The 25762-nt window shown below is 50.3% G+C and carries 22 protein-coding genes; 1 reads left to right on the forward strand and 21 read right to left on the reverse strand.

What is annotated here, in order from left to right; genetic code table 11:
• Positions 1-13: 13 nt before the first annotated feature.
• The 10 genes from HC229_RS13100 to HC229_RS13145 form a co-directional block, all read right to left on the reverse strand.
• Positions 14-1984, reverse strand: a complete 1971-nt coding sequence (locus HC229_RS13100) for a polysaccharide biosynthesis protein (RefSeq protein ID WP_223845610.1) — start codon at positions 1982-1984, stop codon at positions 14-16.
• Positions 1985-2049: 65 nt separating this feature from the next.
• A complete protein-coding gene (locus HC229_RS13105) occupies positions 2050-3198 on the reverse strand; it encodes a DegT/DnrJ/EryC1/StrS family aminotransferase (RefSeq protein WP_191020949.1) in 1149 nt (382 codons plus the stop codon).
• Complete coding sequence (locus tag HC229_RS13110; RefSeq protein WP_191020950.1) at positions 3195-3842, reverse strand: acetyltransferase; 648 nt, start codon at positions 3840-3842, stop codon at positions 3195-3197. Before HC229_RS13110 ends, HC229_RS13105 begins: the two co-directional genes overlap by 4 nt.
• Positions 3842-4447, reverse strand: coding sequence for a sugar transferase (locus tag HC229_RS13115; RefSeq protein WP_191020951.1), 606 nt, complete (start codon positions 4445-4447; stop codon positions 3842-3844). Before HC229_RS13115 ends, HC229_RS13110 begins: the two co-directional genes overlap by 1 nt.
• A 32-nt stretch (positions 4448-4479) precedes the next feature.
• Positions 4480-5637 carry a glycosyltransferase family 4 protein gene (locus HC229_RS13120; RefSeq protein ID WP_191020952.1) on the reverse strand — a complete coding sequence of 386 codons (1158 nt, stop codon included), beginning with the start codon at positions 5635-5637 and terminating at the stop codon, positions 4480-4482.
• Positions 5637-7031, reverse strand: coding sequence for a phenylacetate--CoA ligase family protein (locus HC229_RS13125; protein WP_223845611.1), 1395 nt, complete (start codon positions 7029-7031; stop codon positions 5637-5639). The genes HC229_RS13120 and HC229_RS13125 overlap by 1 nt, the downstream gene beginning before the upstream one ends.
• 1 nt (position 7032) lies before the next feature.
• A complete protein-coding gene (locus HC229_RS13130; protein ID WP_191020953.1) occupies positions 7033-8097 on the reverse strand; it encodes a glycosyltransferase in 1065 nt (354 codons plus the stop codon).
• Complete coding sequence (locus HC229_RS13135) at positions 8097-9239, reverse strand: CapA family protein (protein WP_191020954.1); 1143 nt, start codon at positions 9237-9239, stop codon at positions 8097-8099. The genes HC229_RS13130 and HC229_RS13135 overlap by 1 nt, the downstream gene beginning before the upstream one ends.
• Before the next feature lie 7 nt (positions 9240-9246).
• Positions 9247-10137, reverse strand: coding sequence for a glycosyltransferase family 2 protein (locus HC229_RS13140; RefSeq protein ID WP_191020955.1), 891 nt, complete (start codon positions 10135-10137; stop codon positions 9247-9249).
• Between the two features lie 4 nt (positions 10138-10141).
• Positions 10142-11236 (reverse strand): EpsG family protein, encoded by a 1095-nt coding sequence (locus HC229_RS13145; protein ID WP_191020956.1) that lies wholly within the window; start codon positions 11234-11236, stop codon positions 10142-10144.
• On the opposite strand from HC229_RS13145, the gene HC229_RS13150 reads away from it, so the two are divergent.
• The gene (locus tag HC229_RS13150; RefSeq protein WP_191020957.1) at positions 11223-11399 is read left to right on the forward strand and encodes a hypothetical protein; all 177 of its coding nucleotides are present in this window, start codon (positions 11223-11225) and stop codon (positions 11397-11399) included. The two genes, HC229_RS13145 and HC229_RS13150, sit on opposite strands and share 14 nt — an antisense overlap.
• Before the next feature lie 6 nt (positions 11400-11405).
• Here the strand turns inward: HC229_RS13150 and HC229_RS13155 are convergent, their stop codons facing one another.
• From HC229_RS13155 to HC229_RS13205, 11 genes are all read right to left on the reverse strand, one after another.
• Positions 11406-12542, reverse strand: a complete 1137-nt coding sequence (locus HC229_RS13155; RefSeq protein WP_191020958.1) for a glycosyltransferase family 4 protein — start codon at positions 12540-12542, stop codon at positions 11406-11408.
• Complete coding sequence (locus tag HC229_RS13160; RefSeq protein WP_191020959.1) at positions 12539-13264, reverse strand: glycosyltransferase family 32 protein; 726 nt, start codon at positions 13262-13264, stop codon at positions 12539-12541. The genes HC229_RS13155 and HC229_RS13160 overlap by 4 nt, the downstream gene beginning before the upstream one ends.
• Complete coding sequence (wecB, locus tag HC229_RS13165; protein ID WP_191020960.1) at positions 13261-14382, reverse strand: non-hydrolyzing UDP-N-acetylglucosamine 2-epimerase; 1122 nt, start codon at positions 14380-14382, stop codon at positions 13261-13263. The genes HC229_RS13160 and wecB overlap by 4 nt, the downstream gene beginning before the upstream one ends.
• A 1-nt stretch (position 14383) precedes the next feature.
• The gene (locus tag HC229_RS13170) at positions 14384-15358 is read right to left on the reverse strand and encodes a polysaccharide pyruvyl transferase family protein (protein WP_191020961.1); all 975 of its coding nucleotides are present in this window, start codon (positions 15356-15358) and stop codon (positions 14384-14386) included.
• Entirely contained in the window at positions 15355-16638 is a 1284-nt protein-coding gene (locus tag HC229_RS13175) for a hypothetical protein (protein ID WP_191020962.1), read from the reverse strand. Before HC229_RS13175 ends, HC229_RS13170 begins: the two co-directional genes overlap by 4 nt.
• Entirely contained in the window at positions 16631-18139 is a 1509-nt protein-coding gene (locus HC229_RS13180; protein ID WP_191020963.1) for a lipopolysaccharide biosynthesis protein, read from the reverse strand. The genes HC229_RS13175 and HC229_RS13180 overlap by 8 nt, the downstream gene beginning before the upstream one ends.
• A 4-nt stretch (positions 18140-18143) precedes the next feature.
• Positions 18144-19223, reverse strand: a complete 1080-nt coding sequence (rfbB, locus tag HC229_RS13185) for a dTDP-glucose 4,6-dehydratase (RefSeq protein WP_191020964.1) — start codon at positions 19221-19223, stop codon at positions 18144-18146.
• A 321-nt stretch (positions 19224-19544) separates the two neighbouring features.
• Positions 19545-20822 (reverse strand): nucleotide sugar dehydrogenase, encoded by a 1278-nt coding sequence (locus HC229_RS13190; protein WP_191020965.1) that lies wholly within the window; start codon positions 20820-20822, stop codon positions 19545-19547.
• 2 nt (positions 20823-20824) lie between these two features.
• Positions 20825-22210 carry a UDP-glucose 6-dehydrogenase gene (locus HC229_RS13195; protein ID WP_191020966.1) on the reverse strand — a complete coding sequence of 462 codons (1386 nt, stop codon included), beginning with the start codon at positions 22208-22210 and terminating at the stop codon, positions 20825-20827.
• Between the two features lie 74 nt (positions 22211-22284).
• Positions 22285-23280, reverse strand: coding sequence for an SDR family oxidoreductase (locus tag HC229_RS13200; protein ID WP_191020967.1), 996 nt, complete (start codon positions 23278-23280; stop codon positions 22285-22287).
• Between the two features lie 2 nt (positions 23281-23282).
• Complete coding sequence (locus HC229_RS13205) at positions 23283-25757, reverse strand: polysaccharide biosynthesis tyrosine autokinase (protein WP_191020968.1); 2475 nt, start codon at positions 25755-25757, stop codon at positions 23283-23285.
• Positions 25758-25762: the final 5 nt, after the last annotated feature.

Here is a 25762-nt window from a genome sequence, read left to right on the forward strand (position 1 = left end):
ATAAACGATGGCGTCAGAGCGAAATATTTTCACGGAAATCAAGAGTTTCGAACACGGAATTCATGCTCTTGAACTCAGGTACGATCTGCTTCATCTTGAACACGATCTGGGCACTTGTCACTTTGCCGCAGTCGTAGGCCAGGTCTTCGACAGCCTTGCTGACATCCTCGAAATCGTCCCAGGTATCGACAGCGATCATGATCTGATGATTGTGCGTCGGAAGGGTTTTGGAGTTGTCGTTGAGCAATTCTTCGTATAATTTTTCCCCTGGACGCAATCCGATGATCTTGATTTCGATTTCTTTATCGGGCGTGAAACCGGCAAGGCGGATCATTTTCTTGGCCAGGTCGATGATTTTGACCGGCTGACCCATGTCGAAAATATAAATCTCGCCTCCATTGCCCATCGCTCCTGCTTCGAGAACGAGCTGACACGCCTCGGGAATGGTCATGAAGTAGCGTATGATTTCAGGGTGCGTGATTGTGATCGGTCCGCCTTCGCTGATCTGGCGCGTGAACAACGGCACGATCGAACCGTTAGAGCCCAATACGTTGCCGAACCGCGTCGTGATGAATTTGGTGATCACTCGTTGTTTCTTCTGCGACATGAAATGCAGCGCCTGAACGTATTTCTCGGCAATGCGTTTGCTCGCACCCATGACGCTGCTTGGGTTCACGGCCTTGTCGGTAGACACCATAACGAAGCGTTCCACATGGTATTTGAGCGAAAGGTCGGCGAGGTTTTTCGTTCCCATGACGTTGGTGAAGATCGCCTGGTCAGGATGTTCCTCCATCAATGGGACGTGTTTGTAAGCCGCGGCGTGGTAGACCACATCGGGTTTGTATTCCGAAAACACCTGGTCGAGGGCTTCGCGGTTGCGGATGTCGGCCAACACGCTGTAAATCTCAGACTTCTCCTGTTGGATTTCAGCGATCTCAAGCGTTAGGTTGTGCAAAGGCGTTTCGGCCTGATCGAGCATGATGATGCGCGAAGGCGAAAATTGCAAGATCTGTCGCGTGATTTCACTTCCTATCGATCCCGCGGCTCCCGTTATCAGGATCGTTTTCCCGTTGAGCTGGCTGGAAATGGCTTTGTTGTCGAGTACGATCGGTTTTCGCTCGAGCAAATCCTCGATCTGGAACGACTTGAGCTGTTGGGAAATCTGTTGCTGGTCTTCCCAATCCGAAACCAGCGGAACGGTGTACACCTTGAAATTGTATTCGAGACATTCCTCGACGAGGCGAATGGTCTCGTCTTTGGTCATGCTCTTTTCGGCAATGATGATCGCGTCGGCCTTCATCGCACGCAAAATCACATGGACGCTGCGGTTCTGATTGATGATCGGAACGTTGAGGATGCTCTTCGAGGTCTTGGCCTGGTTGAACTTATCCACGAATCCGAGCAACCGGAAACGAGCCGGCACTTCGGACGACAACGCATTGGCAACCGCGATCGCGTTCGCATCGGCACCATAAATTACGGCCCCGAGCAGCTTTTTCTTGTCCTCGCTGCTCATGTAACGTTCGAACATATGCTTGACCAAAATGCGGAACAGGAACAATAGCAAGAACGAAATCACATAACTGATGAACAGCCCGGTGCTCAGGTAGAGCTTCGTCCCAAAGCTGAACTGCCAGATATAATTGACCACCAAAAGCGTCAAAAATGACGAACTGGCCGAGACCAACAGCTTGACGCCATCGAGAAATGTGGAGTGCCTGATGATGCCCGAGTAGGTTCTGTAAAATAAAAAGAAAAGGGCGTTGACGCCGATGATGAGCCCGTAGCGAACCGGAAGATTGAGCGTTCGGTATTGCGGATGAAGTTCAGTGAGGCTCGAAACAATCGTATAGGTGATGATGTTCGCTCCAACGACGATACACACGTCGATCAGGAAAATAATCCAGCGCGGCAGGTATCCGATATTGCGGAAACGCCGCCCCGATACGCCTCTCATTATTTCCGCAAAAATTGAACTCCTCATCTGCTACCCATTAGGTTGTCAAAATTATAACATTTTTAACGCATAAAGCCCCTCTATTCGACAAATTACGCATTTCGTCCAAAAAAATCGACGAAAACCGCTTTAATCCTTTCGATTTCGTCAATCTGAAGATTTGAACCTGACGGTAAGCACAACCCGTTGTCGAACAAATGCTCGCAGACGTCCGAACCGTAATACTCGCTTTCAGAAAACACCGGCTGCAAATGCATCGGCTTCCAAAGCGGACGGCTTTCGATATTTTGTGCCTCGAGCGCCAGACGCAAATCTTCACGCGATTTACCCAAAACCTTTTCGTCTACGAGAATTGCAGAAAGCCAGTGATTCGAAAAATAATCGGAATCGGGTTCGGCAAATACCGTCACGCCGTCAACATCGGCAAAAAAATCGCGATACCAAGCGTTCATCTTGCGCCTGAGTGCGATGTGTTTGTCGAGCACTTCCATTTGGCCGCGGCCTATCCCCGCGCAAATATTGCTTAAACGGTAGTTGTGGCCGATCTCGCTGTGTTGGTAATGCGGAGCGTTGTCGCGCGCCTGGGTTGCCAGGAAGACCGCTTTTTCCTTGATATTCTTGTGTTTGGAAACCAAAGCGCCTCCTCCAGAAGTAGTGATGATCTTATTTCCGTTGAACGACAAAATACCGATGTCGCCAAAGGTGCCGCACTTTCGGCCTTTGTATGTGCTTCCGAGTGCTTCGGCACTGTCTTCGACGATCGGCACGCCATATTTGTCGGCGACAGCCCGCAATTCGTCGGCTTTGAAAGGCATTCCGTACAGGTGGACGGCGATGATCGCTTTTGGCGTTCTGCCTTTTTTGCTCAAATCGAGTAATGCTTCGTCAAGCGCTTTCGGACACATGTTCCAGGTTTCCGGCTCGCTGTCTACGAAAACCGGCGTCGCGCATTGATACACGATGGGATTCGCCGAGGCCGAAAACGTAAAACTCTGGCAAATCACGAAATCACCTGGCTTTACGTCGAGCAGGATCAACGCCAGGTGGATCGCCGCGGTTCCTGAACTCAAAGCGGCCACATTGCTGTCGTTGCCGAGATAGGCTTCGAGGTCGTTTTCAAAACCGGTCACGTTTGGTCCCAAAGGTGCGACCCAATTGGTATCGAAGGCTTCGTTCACATATTTTTTCTCGCTTCCGCCCATGTGAGGGGACGAAAGCCATATTTTGGATAATTGTGTCATGATTGCGGTACTGCGGTTTTGATTACTTTGCCGGGATTGCCTACTACGGTAGAAAAATCGGGCACGTCTTTGATGATCACGGCTCCGGCTCCGATGACGCATTTTTCGCCGATCGTCCTGACGCCCGAAATGATCGTGGCGCCCATTCCGACAAACGTGTCTTTTTTAAAGTGGATGTTGCCGCCGATATTGCAGCCGTTAGCCACAAAAACGCCTTCCTCGAAAAACGTATCGTGCCCGACGCTTATGCACATGCTCAACATCACGTAATCCGAAAGCGTGGCATTTGGCATCACGACGGTTCCAGGCATGATATAATTGCCGTGCCCAAGGTTGGTGTTCGGGCCTACTACCGATGATCTATGGATGAAATTCGGGAGTTCGTATCCCAACGATCCTGCGTATTTGAGGAACTTCACGCGGTATTTGTTGTTGCCTATCGGGCAAAAGACGCCCTGGGCTCTGTCGCGTAAGGTTTCGAGCATCCGGATGCCGCCCAAAACGGGAACGCCCATGATTTCGGTTCCGTGCAACGCTTCGTTGTCATCCACAAAACCGACGATGCGAACGGGCTCGTCCTGCGCCAAAATATAATTGTAGAGCACGTTGCTGTAATTTCCGGCTCCAATGATGATGCAATCCATTAGTTTTCTCCGTTAAATTTGGTCATGATGAGTTCCTTGCTCGCGTTGACGTCCTTGGCGCCGACGATTTTTCCGATGGTCTTGAACAAAATCCTGAGATCGAGTGCAAAGCTCAAATTGTCGACGTAGTACAAGTCGTAAGCGAATTTCTGTTGCCAGCTGATGCTGTTGCGCCCATTGATCTGCGCCCAACCCGTAATGCCGGGACGCACGTCGTGACGTCTTCTCTGTTCCGGTTTGTAAAGCGGCAGATATTCCGGCAACAACGGTCGCGGCCCGATAAGGCTCATATCGCCAATGAGTACGTTGAGTAGTTGCGGGATCTCGTCCAGAGACGATTTGCGCACGAAATTACCAATCGGCGTGATGCGCTCTATGTTGGGCAACAGGTTTCCCTCGGCGTCTTTCCTGTCGTTCATCGTCTTGAATTTGATGATCTTGAAAATGCGTTCGTTTTTACCAGGACGCAATTGATAGAAAAACGGCTTCCCGTCGTTCGAAAACGTCAGGATCACGATGACGGCCAAAAAAATCGGCGACAGCAAAACCAATCCGACTAGTGCGGCGGTAAAATCGAGGCAACGCTTCAAAAATGCTTTGTACATGGCGGCTTTTGGTTATCCAAATTTAGGCAAAATCAGGCTTTCAGGGAACGGTATTCTTCGAGAATCGCGCTCCACACGAAGTTTTGTTCGTACCGCTTCCTAATTTCCTCCCTTGAACTATCTCGCATTTTTTCGCGCAGTTCGCTGTCGTCAAGCAATTTGAGCATGGCTTCGTGCAGCGCATTTTCGTCGGCGACGGGCACGATAAGGCCGTTTTTGCCCTGTGTTATGATTTCGTTACATCCGTTGATATCGCTCACGATCGCAGGAAGTCGCATCGCCGCGGCCTGCAATACGACATTCGGAAAACCTTCGCGATAGCTCGGGAAAGTCAGGATGTCGCTCGCCAGGAAATACGGGCGTATCTCGGTCTGGTAGCCGGTCTCGATGATATTTTGGTTCGACGCGATTTTCGTCATCGTTGCTTCGTCAAGCGGATCGAGATCGGGTTCGTAACGGCCGACGAGCAGTAATTTAGCTTTGGGATGATCGGCGCTGATGCGGTCGAAAGCCGACACGAGCTCGCGGATGCCTTTGTCCCTGACCAACCGTCCGATGAAAATGAACACGACATCATCCGGCGAAATACCGAGACTTCGACGCAAATCCTGTATTTCCTTATCGGAAAACAATTCGGGATCGAAAACAGAAGTATCGATGCCGTTCGAACTTCCGTTGGCCAGGACCGTGAGTTTTTCCGGTGCGCAATAGCCATTTTGGACGATGATGTCGCGCAATCCGTACGAATTCGGATAAACCTGCGTCGCCGCCGCATACGTGATCTTCTCCACAAAATCGAGGAGTTTGCGCTTTTTCCCTTTTGCCACGAGCAGCGGCAGTCCGGCCACGGTGTGCAAACGGTGCGGAACTCCGGCGAGTTTGGCGGCCAACATGCCTACCGTTCCCGCTTTTGGCGTATGCGAATGCACAATGAACGGCTTTTCCTTTTTGAGGTAGCGATACAGTTGCCAAAGCGCCTTCAAATCCTGGACAGGCGTCAGTTTGCGCGTGAGCCCGACCGCGTGTGTGTCAATGCCCTGCTGCTTTCCGAATGCGGATAAACGCTCGGGTTCAGACGAGACCGCCTTGATTTCGAAATGTTCCTTCATAAACGCGATTTGCCCTGAAAGCAGCTTTTCGAGCGAAATGGGAACGGTCGTGATCCGGATGATCTTTTTCTTGTCTGACATCAATTCGGGTTTTCAAGCAGATGCCTGATGTTGTTTTTAACGATGCGGTATTTGCCGCTTTTTTCGACGGGAATTTCGTCTACGATTTCCAGTAACAAGGTCATGTCGTGCCCGATGCGGTCGCGCCAGTTCTGCAAAAATTTGGCTTCCACCGCTTCAGTATAGACATTTTGGTCAACGACAATCTTCACGATGATCGTCTCGAGGCTGTTCTGCAACACCTGGAAACGCACGATTCCCTTCGTGTCCTTTAGCGTGTTGGACACGTTTCCGAGGTTGATCTTGCCGATTTCGGGCGAATAGACATAATCGTCAATGCGGCCGTGGATGGCTTTGGCCAACGGATTGTGGTTGCCGCAATCACAGGTTTCGTCGCTGAGTTCGAGCGAATCGCCAATGTCGTACCGGATCAGCGGCGTGCCTTCCGTAGTAAACGAGGTTACCACCAGACGCCCGTTGCGAGCCGGATCGTCATTTTCGTCAAGCACTTCAAAAACACCGCTTTGCAACTCAATGTGCAACTTTCCTTTTGCACATTCAAAAATAAAAGGCGCGCCTTCTGACGATGCATATTGGTCGTACACCTTCGTCTTGAAATACCTTTCCAGGGTTTCCCGAACCAGCGGCGTGACGGTTTCGGCCGTAGGGAAAATGGCTTTTACGATGCCCGCGGGAAACTCGATGCCGTGGTTTTTGCCGTATCTCGCGATCTCGGTCATAGTCGACGGGAAACCGACCATGAATTCCGGTTGAAACGCGATTAGATTCCGTACGTAATGCCCTAAAAATTTCTCGTGTATGTGGAATGTCGAATAATAGCGCACTTTGTACCAATGATCGGTCTTCCAAAAGCGGTTGTTCCTGATGTCCGATTTGGTCAACAGGCTTTTTCCCGAGAACCAAGCCGTCTTTTTTCCCAATTCGTATCCGGCGCGCGAACGGAACTCGTCGAGCATCGCAAACCGTTCCTGGGTATTTTCCGGCTTGTAAAGCACTTCGAGCGATTTTCCTGTCGTGCCTCCGGTTTTGGCCACATTGCCCTGTTCCTTTGAAATCGTGTAAACGTCAAGGATTCGGCTGCGCAGGTCTTCTTTGTTGAGAATCGGAAGCTGCCGGATGTTGTCGAGGTTAGAAGCGTCGGCTATCGCTGCAAAATTGCCTGCGTAGAACTTCGATCCTGAAATAGCCTTGCCGATAAATTCCGAATATCGCTTGCGCTGTATCGCCTCGAGCTGCGCCTTCGACAGGTTCCGGTTCTCGCGTGCGATCTGCAAAAACTCCTGGTATTTTCCGCCATAGCGCTTCCGATAGGCTTTGACGTTGTAGAACGTGACCATCAATTCCTGGACGAAATTGGGGCTTTTGGCGAAGAATTTTTCTAGTATCGGATGCATATTATCGCGCTAAAACTTGGTTGTAGACTGTAATGTGCTTTTCGACGGTCTTTTGGATGTCGTATTGCTTGACGCGTTCGAGGCATCTCGAAACGACCTCGTCATAAAACGCTTTATCGGAGAGCAACTTCGTGACGCAATCCGCCAATTGTCCGCTGTTGTTGTCTTCGAACAAAAGCCCGGCTCCTTCGTTGATCTCGCGCAATCCGTTGACATTGCTCGTGACCAACGGCTTTCCGCTTGCCAGACATTCGAGTGACGAAATCGAAAGCCCTTCGGAATGGGACGAAATCAGGTTGATGTCGCAACTTTTGAGCAGTTCGGCCACATCGCTCCTCAAACCCAAAAAATGGACTTTGTGGTCGACCTTCAGCGAGGCCGCCAACTCGATGCAATCCTGTTTGAGGTTGCCCTCGCCTACCAAAAGCAAATGGACGTCTTCTGGCAAAAGCGCCATGGCCTTGATTGCCGTCGGATGGTCTTTTGTGGCATTGAAACGCCCGACCATGATGATTTTCTTTGCGTTGTCCGGCACTTCGGGAATCGCTTTCGGCTTTGCGTTATAAAACGTCTCGAGGTTGATGCCGTTTTCGATGACGTCGAATTTTTGCGTCGGGAAACCGAGCCATTTTTTGATCGCTTCGTCCGCTTTGTGGCTTATCGAAATAATTTTCCTGTACTTTCCGTAGCTGAATTTCTCGATGGGGCGGTAAAACGCTTTCGAACGCCTCTTGTTCGTCGTGCAATGTTCGGTCATGACCATAGGCGTTTTAGAAAAAGCTACCGACGCCAGGTATTGGGCCGGGAAAAGATGGACATGGACCAGGTCGAAGTCGCTGCTTTTCTTTTTTATGAAACCGATGTTTTTTAGCGAATACAACCCGAACGGGCTGTAATGTATCTTGATTTTGGCGTCCTCTAACGGCTTGATGAAAATGCTGTCGACTTTGCGCAACAATAACAATTCCACCTCGACGCCTTTGTTTTGCAAGAGCGGCAGCATGTCGGCGACCAATTTTTCGGCTCCGCCCGTACCGAGGGAGTTCAGGACATATAAAATGCGCATCAGTCGATTTTTTTATTTAGGGTTTCCACCATTATTTCGCGGTGGGTTTCGCATCGGAACAGGTTCAATACCACATTTTTGTGTTGTTTCGACTCAAGGAAAATCTTCGGGAAAAGCCCTTTGGCCATCAGCAGACGCACGTATTTGTTCTGCACGAAAAGCAAGGCCTTGTAACTTTCTTTTTGGGTTTTGAGATAATTTTGCCAGGCTTGACGGAACTTGGAATCGTCGACGATCGTCCGGTTGAGTTCGGACAATCGGTCGTCGAACGACTTTCTATCCTGGGCAGACAGCAATTCCAGCGTCGCCTTTTCCTGCCTTCCCTGTTTGTACGGGATGATATCGAAATCGAGTTTTTCGTCGTCGAGTCGGAATTGGACGGCATAGCCCTCGGTCCACTTCCCTTTTTGGTACTTCTTTTTGTAGTCGAAAATAAAATTGCCCAACCCATAAAAAATGGGCGTGCCGTTCCAGGTTTCGTAACCCGAAAAGCAATGGGTGTGATGGCTTACGACGGCATCGGCACCGGCATCGGCGAAGAAGCGGAAGTTTTCGCGGACACGCGGGCTCGGCAGCTGATAGTGTTCGCGCCCTCCGTGGACGATCACGATCAGGAAATCGACGTGCTTTTTCGCTTCGGCTATATCGTAAAAATTCGACACCGGGTTCAACGGATTGGCGCCATATTCGTCTCCTGTCGTCGTGCAGAATTCGTTTTCTGCGAAGTTGAGTATCCCGATTTTCTTGCCTTCGACGGTTTTCACCCACGGCTTTCGCGCCTGTTCGAGGTTCGCATCGGCCCCGACCGTATCGATTCCGGCGTTTTTGCAAACGTTGAGCGTATCTTTCAAGCCTTGCGACCCGAAATCCATGATGTGGTTGTTGGCGAGTGTGACAACGTCGAATCCGGCAAACGTCAAAGCCTCGATCGCATTCGGTTGTGCCTTGATGCACGGGCCTGATTTTTCGATGCGCCCGTCAGATTCCGTAAGCGGGCATTCAAGATTGGTGATGGCGAGATCTGCCGCCTTCGATATTTCTGAAAACCCACCAAAAACGCTGTCGAAATCGCGCTTGTCGATGAATTCCCGGTTGCGGTTGATCGGGCAAAAATCCCCGCTGATTAGTATTTTGATGCTCATGTTGGGTTCAGTTCCTGGCTTTTGACCTGATGTAAAAATAAACGGCTACGCCAAACGGCAGCGCGAGAAGCGTCAAAGGTACGTTTGGGTTTTTGAATAGGAAAGAAATTCGCTTCAACTGTATGTTATTTGCCACGAAATGGATCGCATTGCGGAACTTTTGCCTGAAGGTCACGCCATATTTCATCGCGATCGTGCGCGAATAGGCGAATCCTTTCGGATGGCGGCGGTATTGTTTGAAGATATTGCGCGAGGATCCGTCTGGCAAGTATTCGACGATGCACACCACCTCGTTTAGCGGAAGCAGGTCGTATTGCTGGTCGATCATCAGGTATAAAATGCCGAGCGGCACGAACTTTTCCCCTTCGAAAATCGGATATGGCGGAAACTGCCTGGCGATCTCCGTGCGCAGGATCAATTTCTTATCGCCGCTCACGTTGTGTTTTTGGTAGAGTTCACTTAGCTTGCAGGTTTTGAGGTGATCGGGGATTTTCTTGCCGATGACCTTCCCGTCGCGATAGGCGTCCAATGCGACGATTCCGGCGAGGTTGGGCGCATCGAGACCGTGCTTTTCCCAATGTGCGAGGATTTTCTCGACGGCGTCGTCCAGCATGAAATCGTCCGAATCGATGCAAGTGTTCAACTCGGTCGTAATATTCGCGTAAGCGGTGTTGTGGCCGCCGTGCATACCTTGGTTTTCCTGATGGATGTAACGTATCTCGATCTTGTTTTCGGATATCCAACCCTCGACAAGCGCCTTCGTTTCATCGGTAGAGCCATCGTCAATGACCATCCAGACGAAATCCTGTCGGGTTTGCCTTACGAGGCTTTCGTAAACCTGGCCGAGGCAATACGCACGGTTGAACGTGGGCGTGAAAACGGTGAGTAGTTTTTGCATAAGATCAAAGGATGACATTCAAAATAAACGAGAGCATGAAATACGCCAACAGAATTTTACCTACGATCCTGTGTTGTCCTTCAAAAAATTTGTTGACCAGGAACGGATAGATGACCACGATGCCGAGAACGAACCACGAAAGGTAGGCGAAACGGTTGGAGAATGTCGCCCGGATCAACAGGATCCAAAACGCATTGGCGATCAGGTAAATATTGTAAAACCGTATGTAAAGCGGATCCTGGAATTTTTTCTTGACGATGAAATACCATCCGGTGAAAACGCCCGTAAAGCTGTAAATCAGGAAGTCCCACCGGAAGCCTGTGCTGCTGAACTGTTGGGCAAATTCGCTTTCCTCTTCGAAATAGCCTTCCAAACGGTCGTTTTCGACAAGGCCAAGCCCCATGATAAAGCTTTCCCAGGTTTTTCCGGCCACCAACGAAAGCGGAATGGCCAGGAACCATATTTTGAGGTAAGTCTCAGATTTGGTGTAATAGCGGGAGGCGACGAATGCGGCGATCGGGATCAGCAGTGATTTGTGGAACGAAACGCCGAGCAACAGCCAAATCACCATATTGGCGGTCTTAGTGCGCGTCATGGCCAGGATGAAAAACGAAGTGGCGATGCCGTTCCGGATTCCGTTGGTTCCGAACGCCCAGAACGACATCGAGACGATGAGCATCATAAAGGCGTAAAACCAGTAGTTCGGGAACATTTTGCGCGTGGCGACATACAACGGGACGATGTAGAAGATCGCGCAAAGCAAAAAGAACATCTCCACGGTCATGATGCCCGAGCAGAATTTCATGAAGTTGTTGAACACGAAATCCTTGGTCTGGATCGCAGGCATTCCCTGTGCGTAACCCTCGAATGTCAGGGCGTAGGTGCGCATGTCCCCGAAATACAATCCGTTGACCGGCCTCAGCCCGATGTAGAGCAAAACCAATCCTAAAATCAAATGGCCCGCCACCGATTTGCTCCTGATGTTGCGTTCTTCGTCGAGCGCTTCCTGGAGCGATTGCAGATACGAAAACATGATCACCAACGCCAATGCGTAGTAATAGAGATTTTCGTAAAGCGCTATCGGAATGAAGTCGATCATGGGAGCGGCGCTGTTTTTGGCACTTTTTGCATCGGAACCGAAATTAAGCAAAGCAATTGGAAATGCCATTGCCAGACGGCCGCGTAAAGATAAGCAGAAATGCGTCGGTGCGGTTTTGCATATTCGATGCGACTGTCGTCGTGCGTTGGAAATTCCGCAGTAAAATCCATCATCGGTTTGCTATCGTGACGCGATTTTCCCTGATGAGCTTGTCCCATTGTCCCATTACGTGAGCGGAGCCAAAGCGTTCCACATTGCGCAAGGCATTGCGGCTCATTTCGTTTCTGAGATCCGGATTTTTCATCAGCAGCAGCAACTTTTCAGCGAGTGCGTGCGTGTCTTTTGCCGCAACGAGAAATCCGTCGGACTCGTCGGTTATGATATGGGCCGGGCCCGTCGGACAATCGAAAGAAACGATCGGCAAACCGTTGGACAAGGCTTCGAGCAACGACATCGGAAATGTCTCGGTTTCGGAACTCATCACATAAACTGAGGCTTGGGCAAGTTTGGCGTTGATTTGGTCGGTGGCACCGGGAAATGATATCGGGTTCCCAAACGATTCCTGTGATAACTGTCGTTCGAGCTTTTGGCGCTCCACGCCTTCTCCATACACTATCAATTCCCAGCCTTCAATTTGCGTATCGACGATTTTCCAGGCGTCGATGAGCAGATCGTATCGCTTCTCGCGGCTCAGGCGCCCCAGCGTTATTACCGTGTTTTTCCTGTCAGGCGGTGATTTTGGCGCGGCATCGTCGTAGAAATTCGGGATCACGACGGCATTCGGTTTCCTGAACTTATCGAATTCCGACTGGTTCAGCAACACGATTTTGGTGTATTTCGATTCGGCGAAACGCGTGATGGCCTTGATGAACCGATTCTTGATCTTGTGGACGAACGGCAATCGGTCGTATCCCATCTTGAATCCGTACCAGGACGTGTGGTATTCGAAGTACGTCGGGATGCCTTTGGCGGCAAACGGCGCAATGATATGGAAAAGCGTCTGTGATACCACAAAAATGGCGTCGGGACGATATTCGTTGACAAACGACTTCAGCTTTTGGTAATGTTCGCGAAAAAGATTGAAATTTTTCGGATGGTACAAACTTCCTTCCGGATAACCGATGTCGAGATCGGCAACCCGAACTTTCGGGCTTAGCGGCAAGAACGGCGCTTTCCCTTTCTGTACGGACGTCAGCAGCGTCACCTCGTACCCATAAACATCGGCCCAGTAATTCAGCTTCTGAATCAGGATTTTCTCGGCTCCTCCGTGCAGGTAGACCTGGTCTGCCAGGTAAAGCAATCTCATCGACGCTTGATCAGGTTGATCACGAACTGCACCGGCTTCGGCCCTACGATATTCATCACTTTCATTTTGGCGATGTTGCGGAAGCGCTTGCCCGCGGGAATCCACGACTTGGCGAAATGATGGATGCAAGCCGAGTTTTTCGTGAGTTCGATGCGACCCGTCTTATAACTTTTCGGGCAGAAATAATCGTTCGGATAAAACGCCACATAACCGTCGATTTCCTGGAACGTATTGGTCATTTTGAACCCTTTTTGCTTCATCATTTGGGTAATGATGAACGTATTCGAGGTGGTTTCCATCGAACCGTCGGCGTTCACGAACGGTTTGTTGTCGTAATAAGCGAGCAATTCCGTTACCCAGGCGCCGCCTTTTTCGCTGGCCATGATGCCCGTCGGGACGAAATCGTCGTTCTCGAAACCTGAAAACGCCGCGTGATGCAGGAATCCGTCGAGCGATTTAAGTGCCTCGACATCGGTATCCATGTAAATGCCTCCCATTTTTTCCATAGCGTACAATCGGGCGACGTCCGAAACAAAAGCGAATTTGCGGTTCTCGAGTGCTTCTTTGGCGAAGATGAAATCGTCAATCGGAAAATTGTCTTCGTTCCATTCGATGATTTCGTATTCCGGAAGGTATTTCCGCCACGACGCAAGGCATTTCTCGGCCAATGGCGGCAACGGATTGCGTCCGAACCAGCAATAATGTATGATTTTCGGGATCATGTGAGTTTCGATTTTAGGAATTCGACGATACGGGCGTTGGCTTTTCCGTCTCCGTATGGGTTGTAGGCCTTCGACATTTTCTCGTAAACCGATGGTTGGTCGAGCAGTTCAAATGCATTTCGAGCGATCACGTCGGAGTCGGTTCCAACCAATTTGACGGTTCCGGCCTCGACGGCTTCCGGCCTTTCGGTCGTCTCGCGCATCACGAGCACGGGCTTTCCTAAAGACGGAGCTTCTTCCTGGACGCCTCCGGAATCGGTAATGATGAGCGTGGCCTGTTTCATAATCCAGACAAACGACGGATAATCGAGCGGCTCGGTCAAATGGATGTTGTCGTAGCCCGAAAGCAAATCGTTCACCGGCTTTTGTACATTCGGGTTCAAATGCACCGGGAACACAATCTCTACATCAGGTCTCGAGGCGATTTCGGCCAGCGCTTTACAGATGTTGAGGAATCCGTCTCCGAAATTCTCGCGTCTGTGGCCCGTGACCAGAATGACTTTTTTGGTAAAATCTACTTTGGATTCAAGCTCCGAAATACGGTCGTTCGAGAAACCGCTGTCAAGTTTTCCGACGGTCCAGAGCAACGAATCGATTACGGTATTTCCGGTAACGGTGATGCTTTCGGCGGCGGTGTGTTCGCTCAAAAGATTGTTCTTCGAAGTCTCGGTAGGCGCGAAATGGAAATCGGCTATGCGACCTGTTATCTGTCGGTTGATTTCCTCCGGGAACGGAGCGTATTTGTTATAGGTTCGCAATCCGGCTTCTACATGGCCAGTGGCGATTCCCCTGTGGAACGCCGCCCAGGCACAAATGCTCGAAGTTGTCGTATCGCCGTGGACGAGTACGAGGTCTGGAGCATAGTTTTCCAGGACGCCGTCCATCTCGGTAAAAATGCGGCCGCTGAGCTTGTTGAGCGTTTGGTTGGCCGTCATCAAATTGAGGTCAAAATCGGGCGTGATCTCGAAAAAATCAAGCACCTGATCCAACATTTCCCGGTGTTGGGCCGTCACGCAAACCTTGATTTCGAACTCAGATTTGCGCAATTCGTGAACGAGGGAGCTCATTTTGATGGCTTCCGGACGTGTTCCGAAACAAACCAGTATTTTTTTTGACATATCAGTTCGAGGCTATGAATTCCCTGCATTTGGCTTTCAACGGTTCGGCCAATGCGTGGTGTTTCTCAAGATTCTTGACCATGGTGTTGCTGTCGATCTTACCTTCCAGACCAAAATTCGTGGTAAACTTGCCCGTTTTGGCATCGACGTCGACGCGGTTGAACAAGTCGAGAATCCCGTCGAAGCGGCACGAGTCGACGAAACTGTCGAAACCGTTTACGAAAATCACGGGCGTTCCCATCGCCAAACACGGCAAAGCGCAGTGGATCCGGGAAGTGATGACCAGCTTCGCTTTCGCGTATTGGCGCAGGATATCTTCGGCCATCGCGAATTTTTCCTCGTCGTTATGGCGTCCGGCAGCGGGTTCCTGGTTGATGAATTTTGCAGTTTTGAGCAAGTCCGCATCGATAAAATTGCGCAAGTGCTTCTGCTTGTCGCCTGTCTTGAACACTTTTCCGTTCTGTATGCCGCGCACCAACGTTTTCCAGTTGCGGCTGATCTTTTCCCAGGTCGGATAACTGTAGAGCGGATCAACGATGTAAATGTCGTCCCCTCTTTCGGAATCGTCCACTTTGTAACTGTCGAGCGTCAAGGTAAGGCATCCGCTGAAATACGCATCGATTCCCCTGGCCTTGAGCGTGTCGGCCGTGAACTGGTCGCGGCAACCAATGGGCTGGTGCTTTTTGAGATACGCCACGCCTTTGTCGTTGAGCATGAACGGAGCGGCTGTATTGTTGACGTGGAACGAAACGAACAACGGCTCGATGTCGTCGCTCGGCACCCAATTGGAGTGGTTGTGCGTAAACCATCCGTTGAGGATGATCTTCGTCTTGCCTCTGCGGTAATCGGCCATGCGCTCCCGGTTGATGAATTCATCTACCTGGGGCAAATATTGCTTTGCGGCGAGACTCTGGACATTGTCGCCTACGTTGTAGAAAAGCTTGTTCTCTTCGTATGTTAGTAATCCGTATTTCATTTTCTTTTCGTTGCGCGACGTATTTTAAGATACCATTGGAATAACTTGGGGAATTTGCTGATGATGGTAAACTTGAGCCGCTTCGACTTCAATTGGGCGTCGGCCTTGCGGTTCACGATCTCGTCCAGCGGCAGCGCGGCAAAGGTAGCGATATTATTCCGTTCGGTTTGTGCCTCGGACAAGACGAACAGCTTGCCTTGGGCGGCTTTTTCCTGCAAACACCGCCATTCGTAAGCGACACCCGTGGTCATTACCGCATTTTCATTGAAGTTCTTAAACAGCAGTTCATAGAAATTTGACGGAATGTTAAACCCAAACTCATCCGGATTGGCACCGTCGAGCAAAAAACACAGCATCGTGCGCTGGCATTTGGCGCATTTGCTACAGTTCTTGCCAGTCCTCAATTCGGAATAACAGACGCGCAACTGGACGTGATGACCGGTTTTTTTGGCAAACGAGACGATGTTTCCCACTTTTTCGGTACGCCTTAGATGGAAGCCATCGTGTATGACGTTCATCGACGCCCATTTTACCTTTTCATCGGTTTCGGATGTCGATCCCCAACCAAACGAAACTTCGCCCGTGTTCGACGAAGCGATCATGACCGTATTGATGCCGTTCAGGTAGCTCAACGGCGCAATGATGCTGATGAGGGCCATGCCGTGCTGGACTTTTCCCCACCAACTGATATCGACGAGCAAGTCGACGTGGTGCGTATAAAACGTGCGCAGGTTCGATTTGACGTACAGCACGCGATCGTCGGCAATTATCTTTTCTTCGGAATTGAAGCGTTTGAAATCGTCCCATCGCTTGGTGTCAGAAAGTTCGATATCGGCTCCCCAAACCGAAACCAAAAACGGATTTTGGTCGATGTTGCGCGTCAGGGCTTCGAACGCATCGAGTCCGCCGCTGAACAACAAAGCAGTCTGGTCGCCGTCGATCACATTGTGTTCGACTGAGGTGCAGACCACTTTCGAGCCCGGCTTCATCTGCTTGAAATGGATGGCGAATTCCGCTTTGAGTTCTTCAAGCGACGCCAGGAATGTCGCATCGGCGCAAGCCACTTCTATGTCAAACCCGACGAACCACGCGATCGGCGCAAAATTCGCCAGGAAAGGGACAACGCAAATGCATTCGGGCACACCGCTTACATCGCGATCATACTCTACGAAAAACGTGTCTTTTTTGCTGAAGTATTTCGAGAGCGCGCCATCATACGAATAATCGTAGGCGATGCGTTTGCCGCCGTTCTCGAACCGCAATTTATCCAACTTAAGCATTCGTTTTCTTTTTTAGGAATGGAATGGAGCCGTGAACGACCGATCGTTCCGAGGCGTTCATCCCGAATTTGTAAATCAGCCCGCAATAGAGCGCCCCGAAAAGTGCGATTTTGACGCAAAGGTTCAGCCAGCCGCTTCCGGGTATATAATCGATGGCTTTTCCGATGAGCAACACGATGGCAAAAACCACCGAGATTCGCGAAAGCAATTCTTTAAAAAACCGCAGTATTTCCAAACCGATCGTGCGGCTGTAAAAGACATTCATGACGACCTGGCTCAACAACCAGCCGCCGGCCGACCCGTAAATGATGCCGACGGGCCCGTGATCGAGCGAAAGCCAGGCTCCTATGGCGGTTCCGATGGCGATCAGCGAAATATAAGTAATGGCCTTGAAAGCGAACATGCTGCGCGCCTCGAGAATGGAGTTGGCGAACGACTGCACGAGCGGCAACGTATAAGAAAACATGATGATGATCGCGATGATCCAGGAATCTTCGTAGGTCGCGCCTACCCAAAGCAACACGAATTGTTGTCCGTAAAGCAGAAAGCCGCCAAAAATAAGCAGCAAAACGATCAGGGAAAACCGACCGATGCGCGTCATCATATCAGTAAGTTCGGCAGGCTTGGCCTCGTGAACCGTCATTTTGGTAGCTCTCGGAAGAAAAACGCCCGATATCGCCGTCGAAAAAGCCCCGTAGTACGTTCCGAGCAGGATCCCGACGCCGTAAATGGCCACTTCAGTAAGGCCGGCTGTCTTCCCGAGGATGATTTGACCCATGCGCCATTGAAACTGTCCGACCATCGCAAAGATGAAAATCCAGACGGAATATGTAAAAATCTGTTTGACGAGCGTCATCTCGAACGTCTCCAGACGGAACCGCGCCCTGAGTATCCGAAACACATAATACGCGTTCATGCTGATCACGATCACGTTGACGACTGTATCGAGGATCACGATAGAGACCGCGTCGCCTCCGTAAATCAGCAAACCCACCACCATTAGCGATCGCACGCAATATTTGATGATGTTGAGCGCGCGTGGGTAAACGAAATGTTCATAAGCCGAGCAGATTGCCGTAAAAGCGCCGCCGGGCAACGTGATCGAAAGGTTGAAAATCAGGATCGCGAACATCGTTTTGGCCTTGCCGAGTTCTTCCGGCTTGAGGCTTTCGAGGGCATCCAGGTTGAAGTAAAGACCGATTCCCAAGGCGATGATCAGCGTCGAGATCACGCCGTAAATCAGCATGACGGTTCCAAGGAAATTCTCTTCGGCGGCCTTGTCTTTCAGGGCGCGGTACTTGGCCACGAAGCGAACGATGGTATTGTTGAGCCCGAAATCAAGCACGCTGATCGACCCGATCAACGAACCGATTAGCGTGTAAAGGCCGTACTCGCTATCGCCCAAATGCCGGATCATAAAAGGCGTCAACAACAAGCCTATGCCATTGGTAAGGATAATGGTGACATAGGAAAGCGCTGCCCCTTTTTTGAGTTGGCTCATCTAATTATTGGTTGTACTGCTTGTCGTAATAATTGGAATATTCGCCCGAAGTGACGTGCGAGAGCCATTCCGGATTGTCGAAATACCAATCGATCGTCAACGCAAGACCTTCTTCGAACGTTACCGACGGTTTCCAGCCGAGTTCCTTGTTGATCTTAGTGGCATCGATAGCATAGCGCAAATCGTGGCCCGGGCGGTCTTTCACATACGTGATGAGCTTTTCGGATTCGCCTTTTTCCCGTCCTAGTTTTGCGTCCATAAGCTGGCAAAGCAGTTTGACCAGATCGATGTTCTGCCATTCGTTGAACCCGCCGATGTTATACGTTTCGTGGTTTTTCCCTTCGTGGAAGACCAAATCGATGGCGCGGGCGTGATCCTCGACGAAAAGCCAATCGCGTGTGTATTTCCCGTCCCCGTAAACAGGAAGCGGTTTGTTGTTGATGATGTTGTTGATGAACAACGGGATCAGTTTCTCCGGAAAGTGGTTCGGGCCGTAATTGTTCGAGCAGTTCGTCAAAACGTAAGGCAACCCGTACGTTTCCCCATAAGCGCGGACGAAATGATCAGAGCCGGCTTTCGATGCGGAATAAGGCGAATTCGGGTCGTAGGCGGTCTCTTCGGTAAAGAAACCTTCGGCACCCAAAGATCCGTAAACCTCATCGGTAGAAATATGGTAAAAGCGCTTTCCATCGGAATTATCTTTAGCTTCACCCAATTCGGCTCCGCCTCGGGTCCAGATGGATTTCGCAGCGTTCAATAACGTAACCGTCCCGAAAATATTCGTTTTCACGAACGCAAGCGGGTCCGTAATCGAGCGATCGACATGGGATTCGGCTGCCAAATGGATTACACCGTCGAACCGATGTTCGGCAAAGAGCGCGTCGATAAAGGCCGCATCGGTAATGTCGCCTTTGATGAATACATAGTTGGGTTCGTTTTCTATATCCGAAATATTCTCGAGATTGCCCGCATACGTAAGAGCATCGAGATTAAAAATCTGATAACCAGGATAATTTTTAACGAAACGCCTTACGACGTGGGAGCCGATAAAACCTGCGCCCCCTGTAATCAGTATCTTTTTCATGTTTTCTTGTCGGAATTAAGCGACGAAACCTTATTTCTTTAAGCCACGGATTGCAATTCGCGAATTCGCGGCTTACTTTTTCCGGATCGCGTTAAGCGACTTATCTATTTTTTTAGCCGCGAATTCGCGAATGAAACTTACAATTCACCGGAAGCGACTTATTTATTTTTCTAGCCGCGAATTCGCGAATGAAACTTACTATTCACCAGAAGCGACTTATTATTTTTTTAGCCGCGAATTCGCGAATGAAACTTACAATTCACCGGAAGCGACTTATCTGTTTTTTTAGCCGCGAATTCGCGAATGAAACTTACTATTCGCCTACAGGCAACCGTCTACTTCAATTCCGAGAACGCCTTTTACATCGTACACTACAGAAGTTTCCTTGCGGAATTGGTCGAGGTCGAGCGAAAGGAACTCGTTGTGGGCCACACCCAAAATGATCGTATCGAACTTGTCCGACGGCAATTCCTGTGTCGTGGTCAATCCGTATTCATGTTCCACCTCTGCCGGATTCGCCCAAGGGTCGTAAACGGTAACGTCGAGCTTGTAATCGTTGAGCGCGTGGACGACGTCGACGATCTTGGTATTGCGCACGTCCGGGCAATTTTCCTTGAACGTAAAACCGAGCAACAACACCTTGGCACTGTTGACTTTGATGTTTTTCTTGATCATGAGCTTGACCACGCACGATGCGACATATTCGCCCATGGAGTCATTGAGGCGACGCCCGGCCAGGATGATTTCCGGATGATAGCCCATTTCCTGGGCTTTCTGGGCAAGGTAATAAGGATCGACACCGATGCAATGACCGCCTACGAGCCCTGGCTTGAACGGAAGGAAATTCCATTTTGTCCCGGCGGCTTCGAGCACGTCTTTGGTATTGATATTCATCATATTGAAGATCTTGGCCAATTCATTGACGAAGGCGATGTTGATGTCGCGCTGCGAATTCTCGATGACTTTCGCGGCTTCGGCAACTCTTATCGATGGGGCGAGATGCGTTCCGGCTTTGATCACCGATTTGTATAGATCGTCGACAACCTTTGCAGATTCGGGCGTAGAACCGGAAGTCACTTTGAGGATTTTCTCGACCGTGTGTTCCTTATCGCCCGGATTGATGCGCTCAGGGGAATATCCGGCGAAAAAATCCTCGTTGAATTTCAGTCCGCTTATGCGTTCGAGCACCGGAATGCACTCGTCTTCGGTAACACCGGGATAAACCGTCGATTCGTAAATCACGATATCGCCTTTCTTCAGGACGTTGCCCACGGTCTCACTCGATTTGTACAAAGGCGTCAGATCCGGCCGGTTGTTTTTGTCGACGGGCGTCGGAACGGTAATGACGTAAATGTTGCAATTCGCGATGTCCGAAATATCGGCCGAGCAAAACAATCCGTTGCCTTGCAATGGAGCCTCGACCAGCACCGATCGCAGCAAATCGTCCTCGACCTCGAGCGTGCTGTCCTTTCCCTGGTTGAGTTCGGAAATGCGGCCCTTGTTGATGTCGAATCCGACAACGGGATATTTTGTGGCAAATAGCCTGGCCAGCGGTAATCCGACGTAACCCAAGCCTATGACGCCTATCTTGTTTTCCATTTTTATGATCCTATGGATTTGTATATGAATCCTATTTCAGTAAGCTTTTTTCCGTCGAGCAGGTTGCGCCCGTCGAAAACGAAAGCTGGTTTTTGCATGTTTTTGTAGATGAGCGTCCAATCGTACTCCTTGAATTCGTCCCATTCGGTAAGCACGGCGATCGCGTGGGCCGAATCGCAGGCTTCGTAAGCGCTTCCATACGATTTTACCCTGTCGCGGCCTTTTTCGGAAACGCCAATGTATTCCAGATCGCTGATAACCTGTTCGCTTTCTACCTTCGGATCGTAAACGGCAATATTGGCCTGTTCGCTTACCAGGTCGCTCGCTACGTAAATCGCAGCCGATTCGCGTGTGTCGTTCGTGTCTTTTTTGAACGCCCATCCGAGGAAACAGATTTTCTTGTCCGCCACGGTATTGTAAAGCGTTGAGACGATCTTGTTCGCAAAGCGCCTTTTCTGGTGGTCGTTCATAATGATGACCTGCTCCCAATAATCGGCTACTTCCCTGAGCCCGAACGTCTTGGCGATGTAAACCAGATTAAGGATGTCTTTCTGGAAACACGAGCCTCCGAATCCTACCGACGATTTGAGGAATTTCGATCCGATGCGGCTGTCCATTCCGATGGCGCGTGCGACCTCGTTGACGTCGGCCCCGGTCTTTTCGCAAAGTTCGGAAATCGCGTTGATCGAGGAGACGCGCTGGGCAAGGAATGCGTTTGCGGTGAGTTTGGAGAGTTCGGACGACCAGACATTTGTCGTAAGGATATTGTTTCGGTCTACCCACTTCGAGTAGATGTTCACCAATGCGTCGATCGCGGCTTCTCCCGCCGGTGTAGTATCGCCTCCGATAAGCACGCGGTCCGGCTTCAGCAAATCCTCGACAGCCGTTCCTTCTGCCAGAAATTCCGGATTGGACAAGATTTGGAACTGAACGCCGTTCCCGGTGTTGTCGAGAATACTTTTGATGGCTTCGGCCGTGCGCACGGGCAATGTCGATTTTTCTACGACGATCTTGTCGTCCTTGGCCACGCGGGCGATCTGGCGAGCGCAAAGCTCGATATACTTGAGGTCGGCGGCCATGCCTTTACCCGATCCGTATGTTTTGGTAGGCGTGTTCACCGAAATGAAAATCATCTGGGCTTCGTCTATCGCGCCGTCGACATCGGTTGAAAAGAAGAGGTTGCGCCCGCGGGCTTCCGAAACAACTTCGCTGAGGCCCGGCTCATAGATAGGAATCTTGGTGACGTCCGGGTTGTTCCACTGGGCGATGCGCTCTTCGTTGAGATCCACGACGGTAACTTTTATGTCGGGACATTTTTGCGCAATGATCGCCATGGTGGGTCCACCGACATATCCAGCTCCTATGCAGCAAATTTTAGTGATGTTCATTCTTTTTTATTTCGGTTTGCAAATATACAATGGTCAATTGACAAATGGTTATTGGCAATTTACCGATCGGTTAATTATTTGAGGTTTTTCCAATACCAATCCACTGCTTGTTTTAAACCTTCGTCAAATGAGAATTGCGGTCGGTAGCCCAGTTTTTCCTTCGCTTTTTCGATGCTCGCCAGTGAATGCGGCACGTCTCCTGCCCTGTTCGGACCATAGACGACCTCGACGTTGGCAATCCCGGGATCAAACGCGGCGAGATACTCCTTGAGTTTTGCGATGAGTTCCACAAGCGACGTGCGTTCGCCAAAAGCGGTGTTGTAAACGGTGTTGAGGGCGTCGGGATTATCCGAAAGCATCGCGAGCTCGTTCATCTGGATCACGTTGTCGATGTAGGTAAAATCGCGCGAAAAACTGCCGTCTCCATTGATCACGGGACTTTCGTGTTTCATAAGCTGCATGACGAATTTCGGGATGACGGCGGCATAAGCGCCATTCGGATCCTGTTTGCGCCCAAATACGTTGAAATAGCGCAATCCGATCGTTTGCATGCCATAGGTTTTCGAAAAAATATCGGCGTAAAGCTCGTTGACATATTTGGTGATCGCATAAGGCGAAAGCGGTTTTCCGATCTTGTCCTCTACTTTCGGCAAGCTCTCGGAATCCCCGTAAGTAGACGAACTCGCCGCGTAGACGAATCGTTTGACACCGGCATCTCGCGACGCCACGAGCATGTTGAGGAATCCCGAAACGTTGACGTCGTTGCTCGTGATAGGGTCGTTGATCGAACGCGGCACCGATCCCAAAGCGGCCTGGTGTAACACGAAATCACATCCGGAAACGGCATCATGGCAATCCTGCAAATTGCGGATATCGCCTTCGATGAAACGGAACGACGGATTGTCCTGCAGCGCTTCGATGTTTCGCAAATGCCCGGTGGCGAGGTTGTCGAGGCAGACGACCTCATACTTTTTTTCCAGGAAATAGTCGCAGAGATTGGATCCTATGAATCCGGCACCTCCCGTAATCAAGATTTTGTTGGGCACTTTATGGGGCGTTGGGTTTGTCATTGTTATTTGCCGCCAAACAGGTTGCGTATCCTGCGCAGCACTCCCGGCGGTTTTTCTTCTTCGTGGTATCCTTCTGAATAATTCACGTAACTGTAGCCGTAGCCGTAACCGTAGCCATAGCCGTAACCGGAACCATATTTGGCCTTGTCCTGGTAACCGTTGAGCACGATGCTTACGTTGTGGATCTCGCCTCGCTTGAAGCGGTTGTTGAGCAACATCACCATTTCTTTTTTGGTGTAATTCTGTCGCATGACGTAAAGCGTGACATCCGCAAAATGGGCGAGTTCGAGCGCATCGGCGACGAGGCCGATCGGAGGTGTGTCGAAAATCACGTAATCATATCGCGATTTGAGTTCATTGACAAATTCCGTCATCGCCTCACTGATGATGAGTTCGGACGGATTCGGCGGGATGGGCCCGGACGTGATCACGTCGAGATATGGGATATGGGTATTTTGGACGACCTCGTCGAGGGTTTTCTGACCGATGAGATAATTCACCACGCCAATTTCGTTGCGCACCCTGAAATCATCGAAAATCTTGGGCTTGCGCAGATCGAGTCCGACAATTACCGTTTTTTTCTCGCTGAGGGCGAACACGGTCGCGATGTTGATCGAACAGAACGTCTTGCCTTCGCCGCTTATCGAAGAGGTCAACATAAGGGTTTTGCCCATTTCCGGTGCGTCGCCCCGTTTTTTGTAAAGGAATTGAAGGGACGAACGTATGGCGCGGAACGATTCTGCCAACGCAGATTTCGGCTTTTCGAATACCGCCAGGTTTGATTTGGTCCGCTTGACGCCGACGACTCCGATCAACGGGATCTTCGTGGCTTTGGTAATGTCGTCTGTATTCAGGATCGCGTTTTCCATAAAGAAGATCGCGAAGATGAAAATCAACGGGATCAGCAATCCGAGGAAGAACGCCAGGACGTAATTCACGCTTGTATTAGGGCCGACGAGACTGCCGCCGACGTCTTTTGCCGGATCGACAAAGTGGATGTCCGACACGTTCGAGGCCTTGATGATACTTGCCTCAAGCCGTTTGTTCATAAACAGGTCAATGACGTTGGCGCTAAGGTCGAAATCGCGCTTTAGCCTTAAATATTCCTGTTTGTCTTCCGGCAATTGGCTGATTTCGCCTTCGAGTTGCCCGATCTTGGATTGTATCAGGTTCAAATCGTAATCTACGGACGACCTCGCCGCGACGATATTCTCTAGCAAAACCCGCTTGACGGATTCGATTTCGCGGTCAAAATCCTGGAACCATTTGTCGCTCTTGATGCCATAGGCCATATTCGAGCGCCGGATCGAGAGCTCGATAAGCTTGGAAACGTTGGCATTGATATTGGCATCTTCGATACCGGCGGCGGTCGGCGCGGGAAGTTTGGAGAAATCCACGCTGCGCAAAAGGTAGCCCCTGAGCGAATTCAGGTAGGCAATCTTGCGGAGCACGGCATCGCGTTCGGTATCGAGCGTGAGCATTTGTCCGCTGAACTGGGTGCCTCCGGCCTCGATCTCATTGAGGTTCTTGCCACGCGAAAAACGCTTGATGGCTCCTTCACTCCGCTTCATGCTGCTGTCGAGCGCCGTGAGCGTACTGTCTATAAATTCGATCGTATTGGTCGCGAATTTGTTTTTATTGTCGAGTTGGTCCTTGCGCAACTTGGTAACGGTCGCGTTGAGGTAATTGACCATCCGGGCCTTGTTGCTTCCTTGCAGCGACAGCTTCAACACAGATCCCGCTTTTTCGTCAATGTCGGCGCGAATGCCGCGATAGCGTCCGACGACATCGTCGAAGGCATTGAATCGGAAAAAGAATTCCTGGTTCAGGAAAGGCGTCGGATTTTCGATCACTTCGACGCGGAAGTGCAAAAACGGCAAGTCGACCTGCTGACCGACCTTGTACCTCTTTTTTATCGATCCCGGCGTCACGTTGACGTGGTCGAAGCGGTTCTCCTCATAATATACGACCGGAACCGAACTCCCTTCGAAATTATAGGAAATCTCGTAAACGGAAGGAGACACGAACTTAAGGCTTATCAGCGATCTGTAAATCTGGGCATTTTTGCGATCGATGATCAACTTGAACGGAACTTCCCCGTAAACATCCTGCATGTAGTATTTGCTCTGCTTGAGGTAATCGATGAAAAACTCGAGAGAATCGACCACCTTTTCGTTGTGCGATCGCGATTTCAACGTATAGGCGACACCTTGCACTTCGTCTGAAATTCCGCCCCAATTGAAAACGAGACTGGTATTTGAAGTAAAGAGCTGGTTGTTTTCCTCTTTGATGGCAATGGTGGTTTCCATGCCGTATACTTTCTCCTTGCGGATATTCACCTGATAGGCAATAAAGAAGCAGGTCGCGAAACTCAACAGGAACCATTTCCAATAGCTCAGTGTCTTTATGAGGAAACCTTTGAAATCAAAACTTTCCTTTGCACTCTCCAGGATTGAAAAATCTTTTGTGTCCAGCATCGTCA

Source organism: Flavobacterium selenitireducens (assembly GCF_014748335.1).
GTDB classification, from domain to species: domain Bacteria; phylum Bacteroidota; class Bacteroidia; order Flavobacteriales; family Flavobacteriaceae; genus Flavobacterium; species Flavobacterium selenitireducens.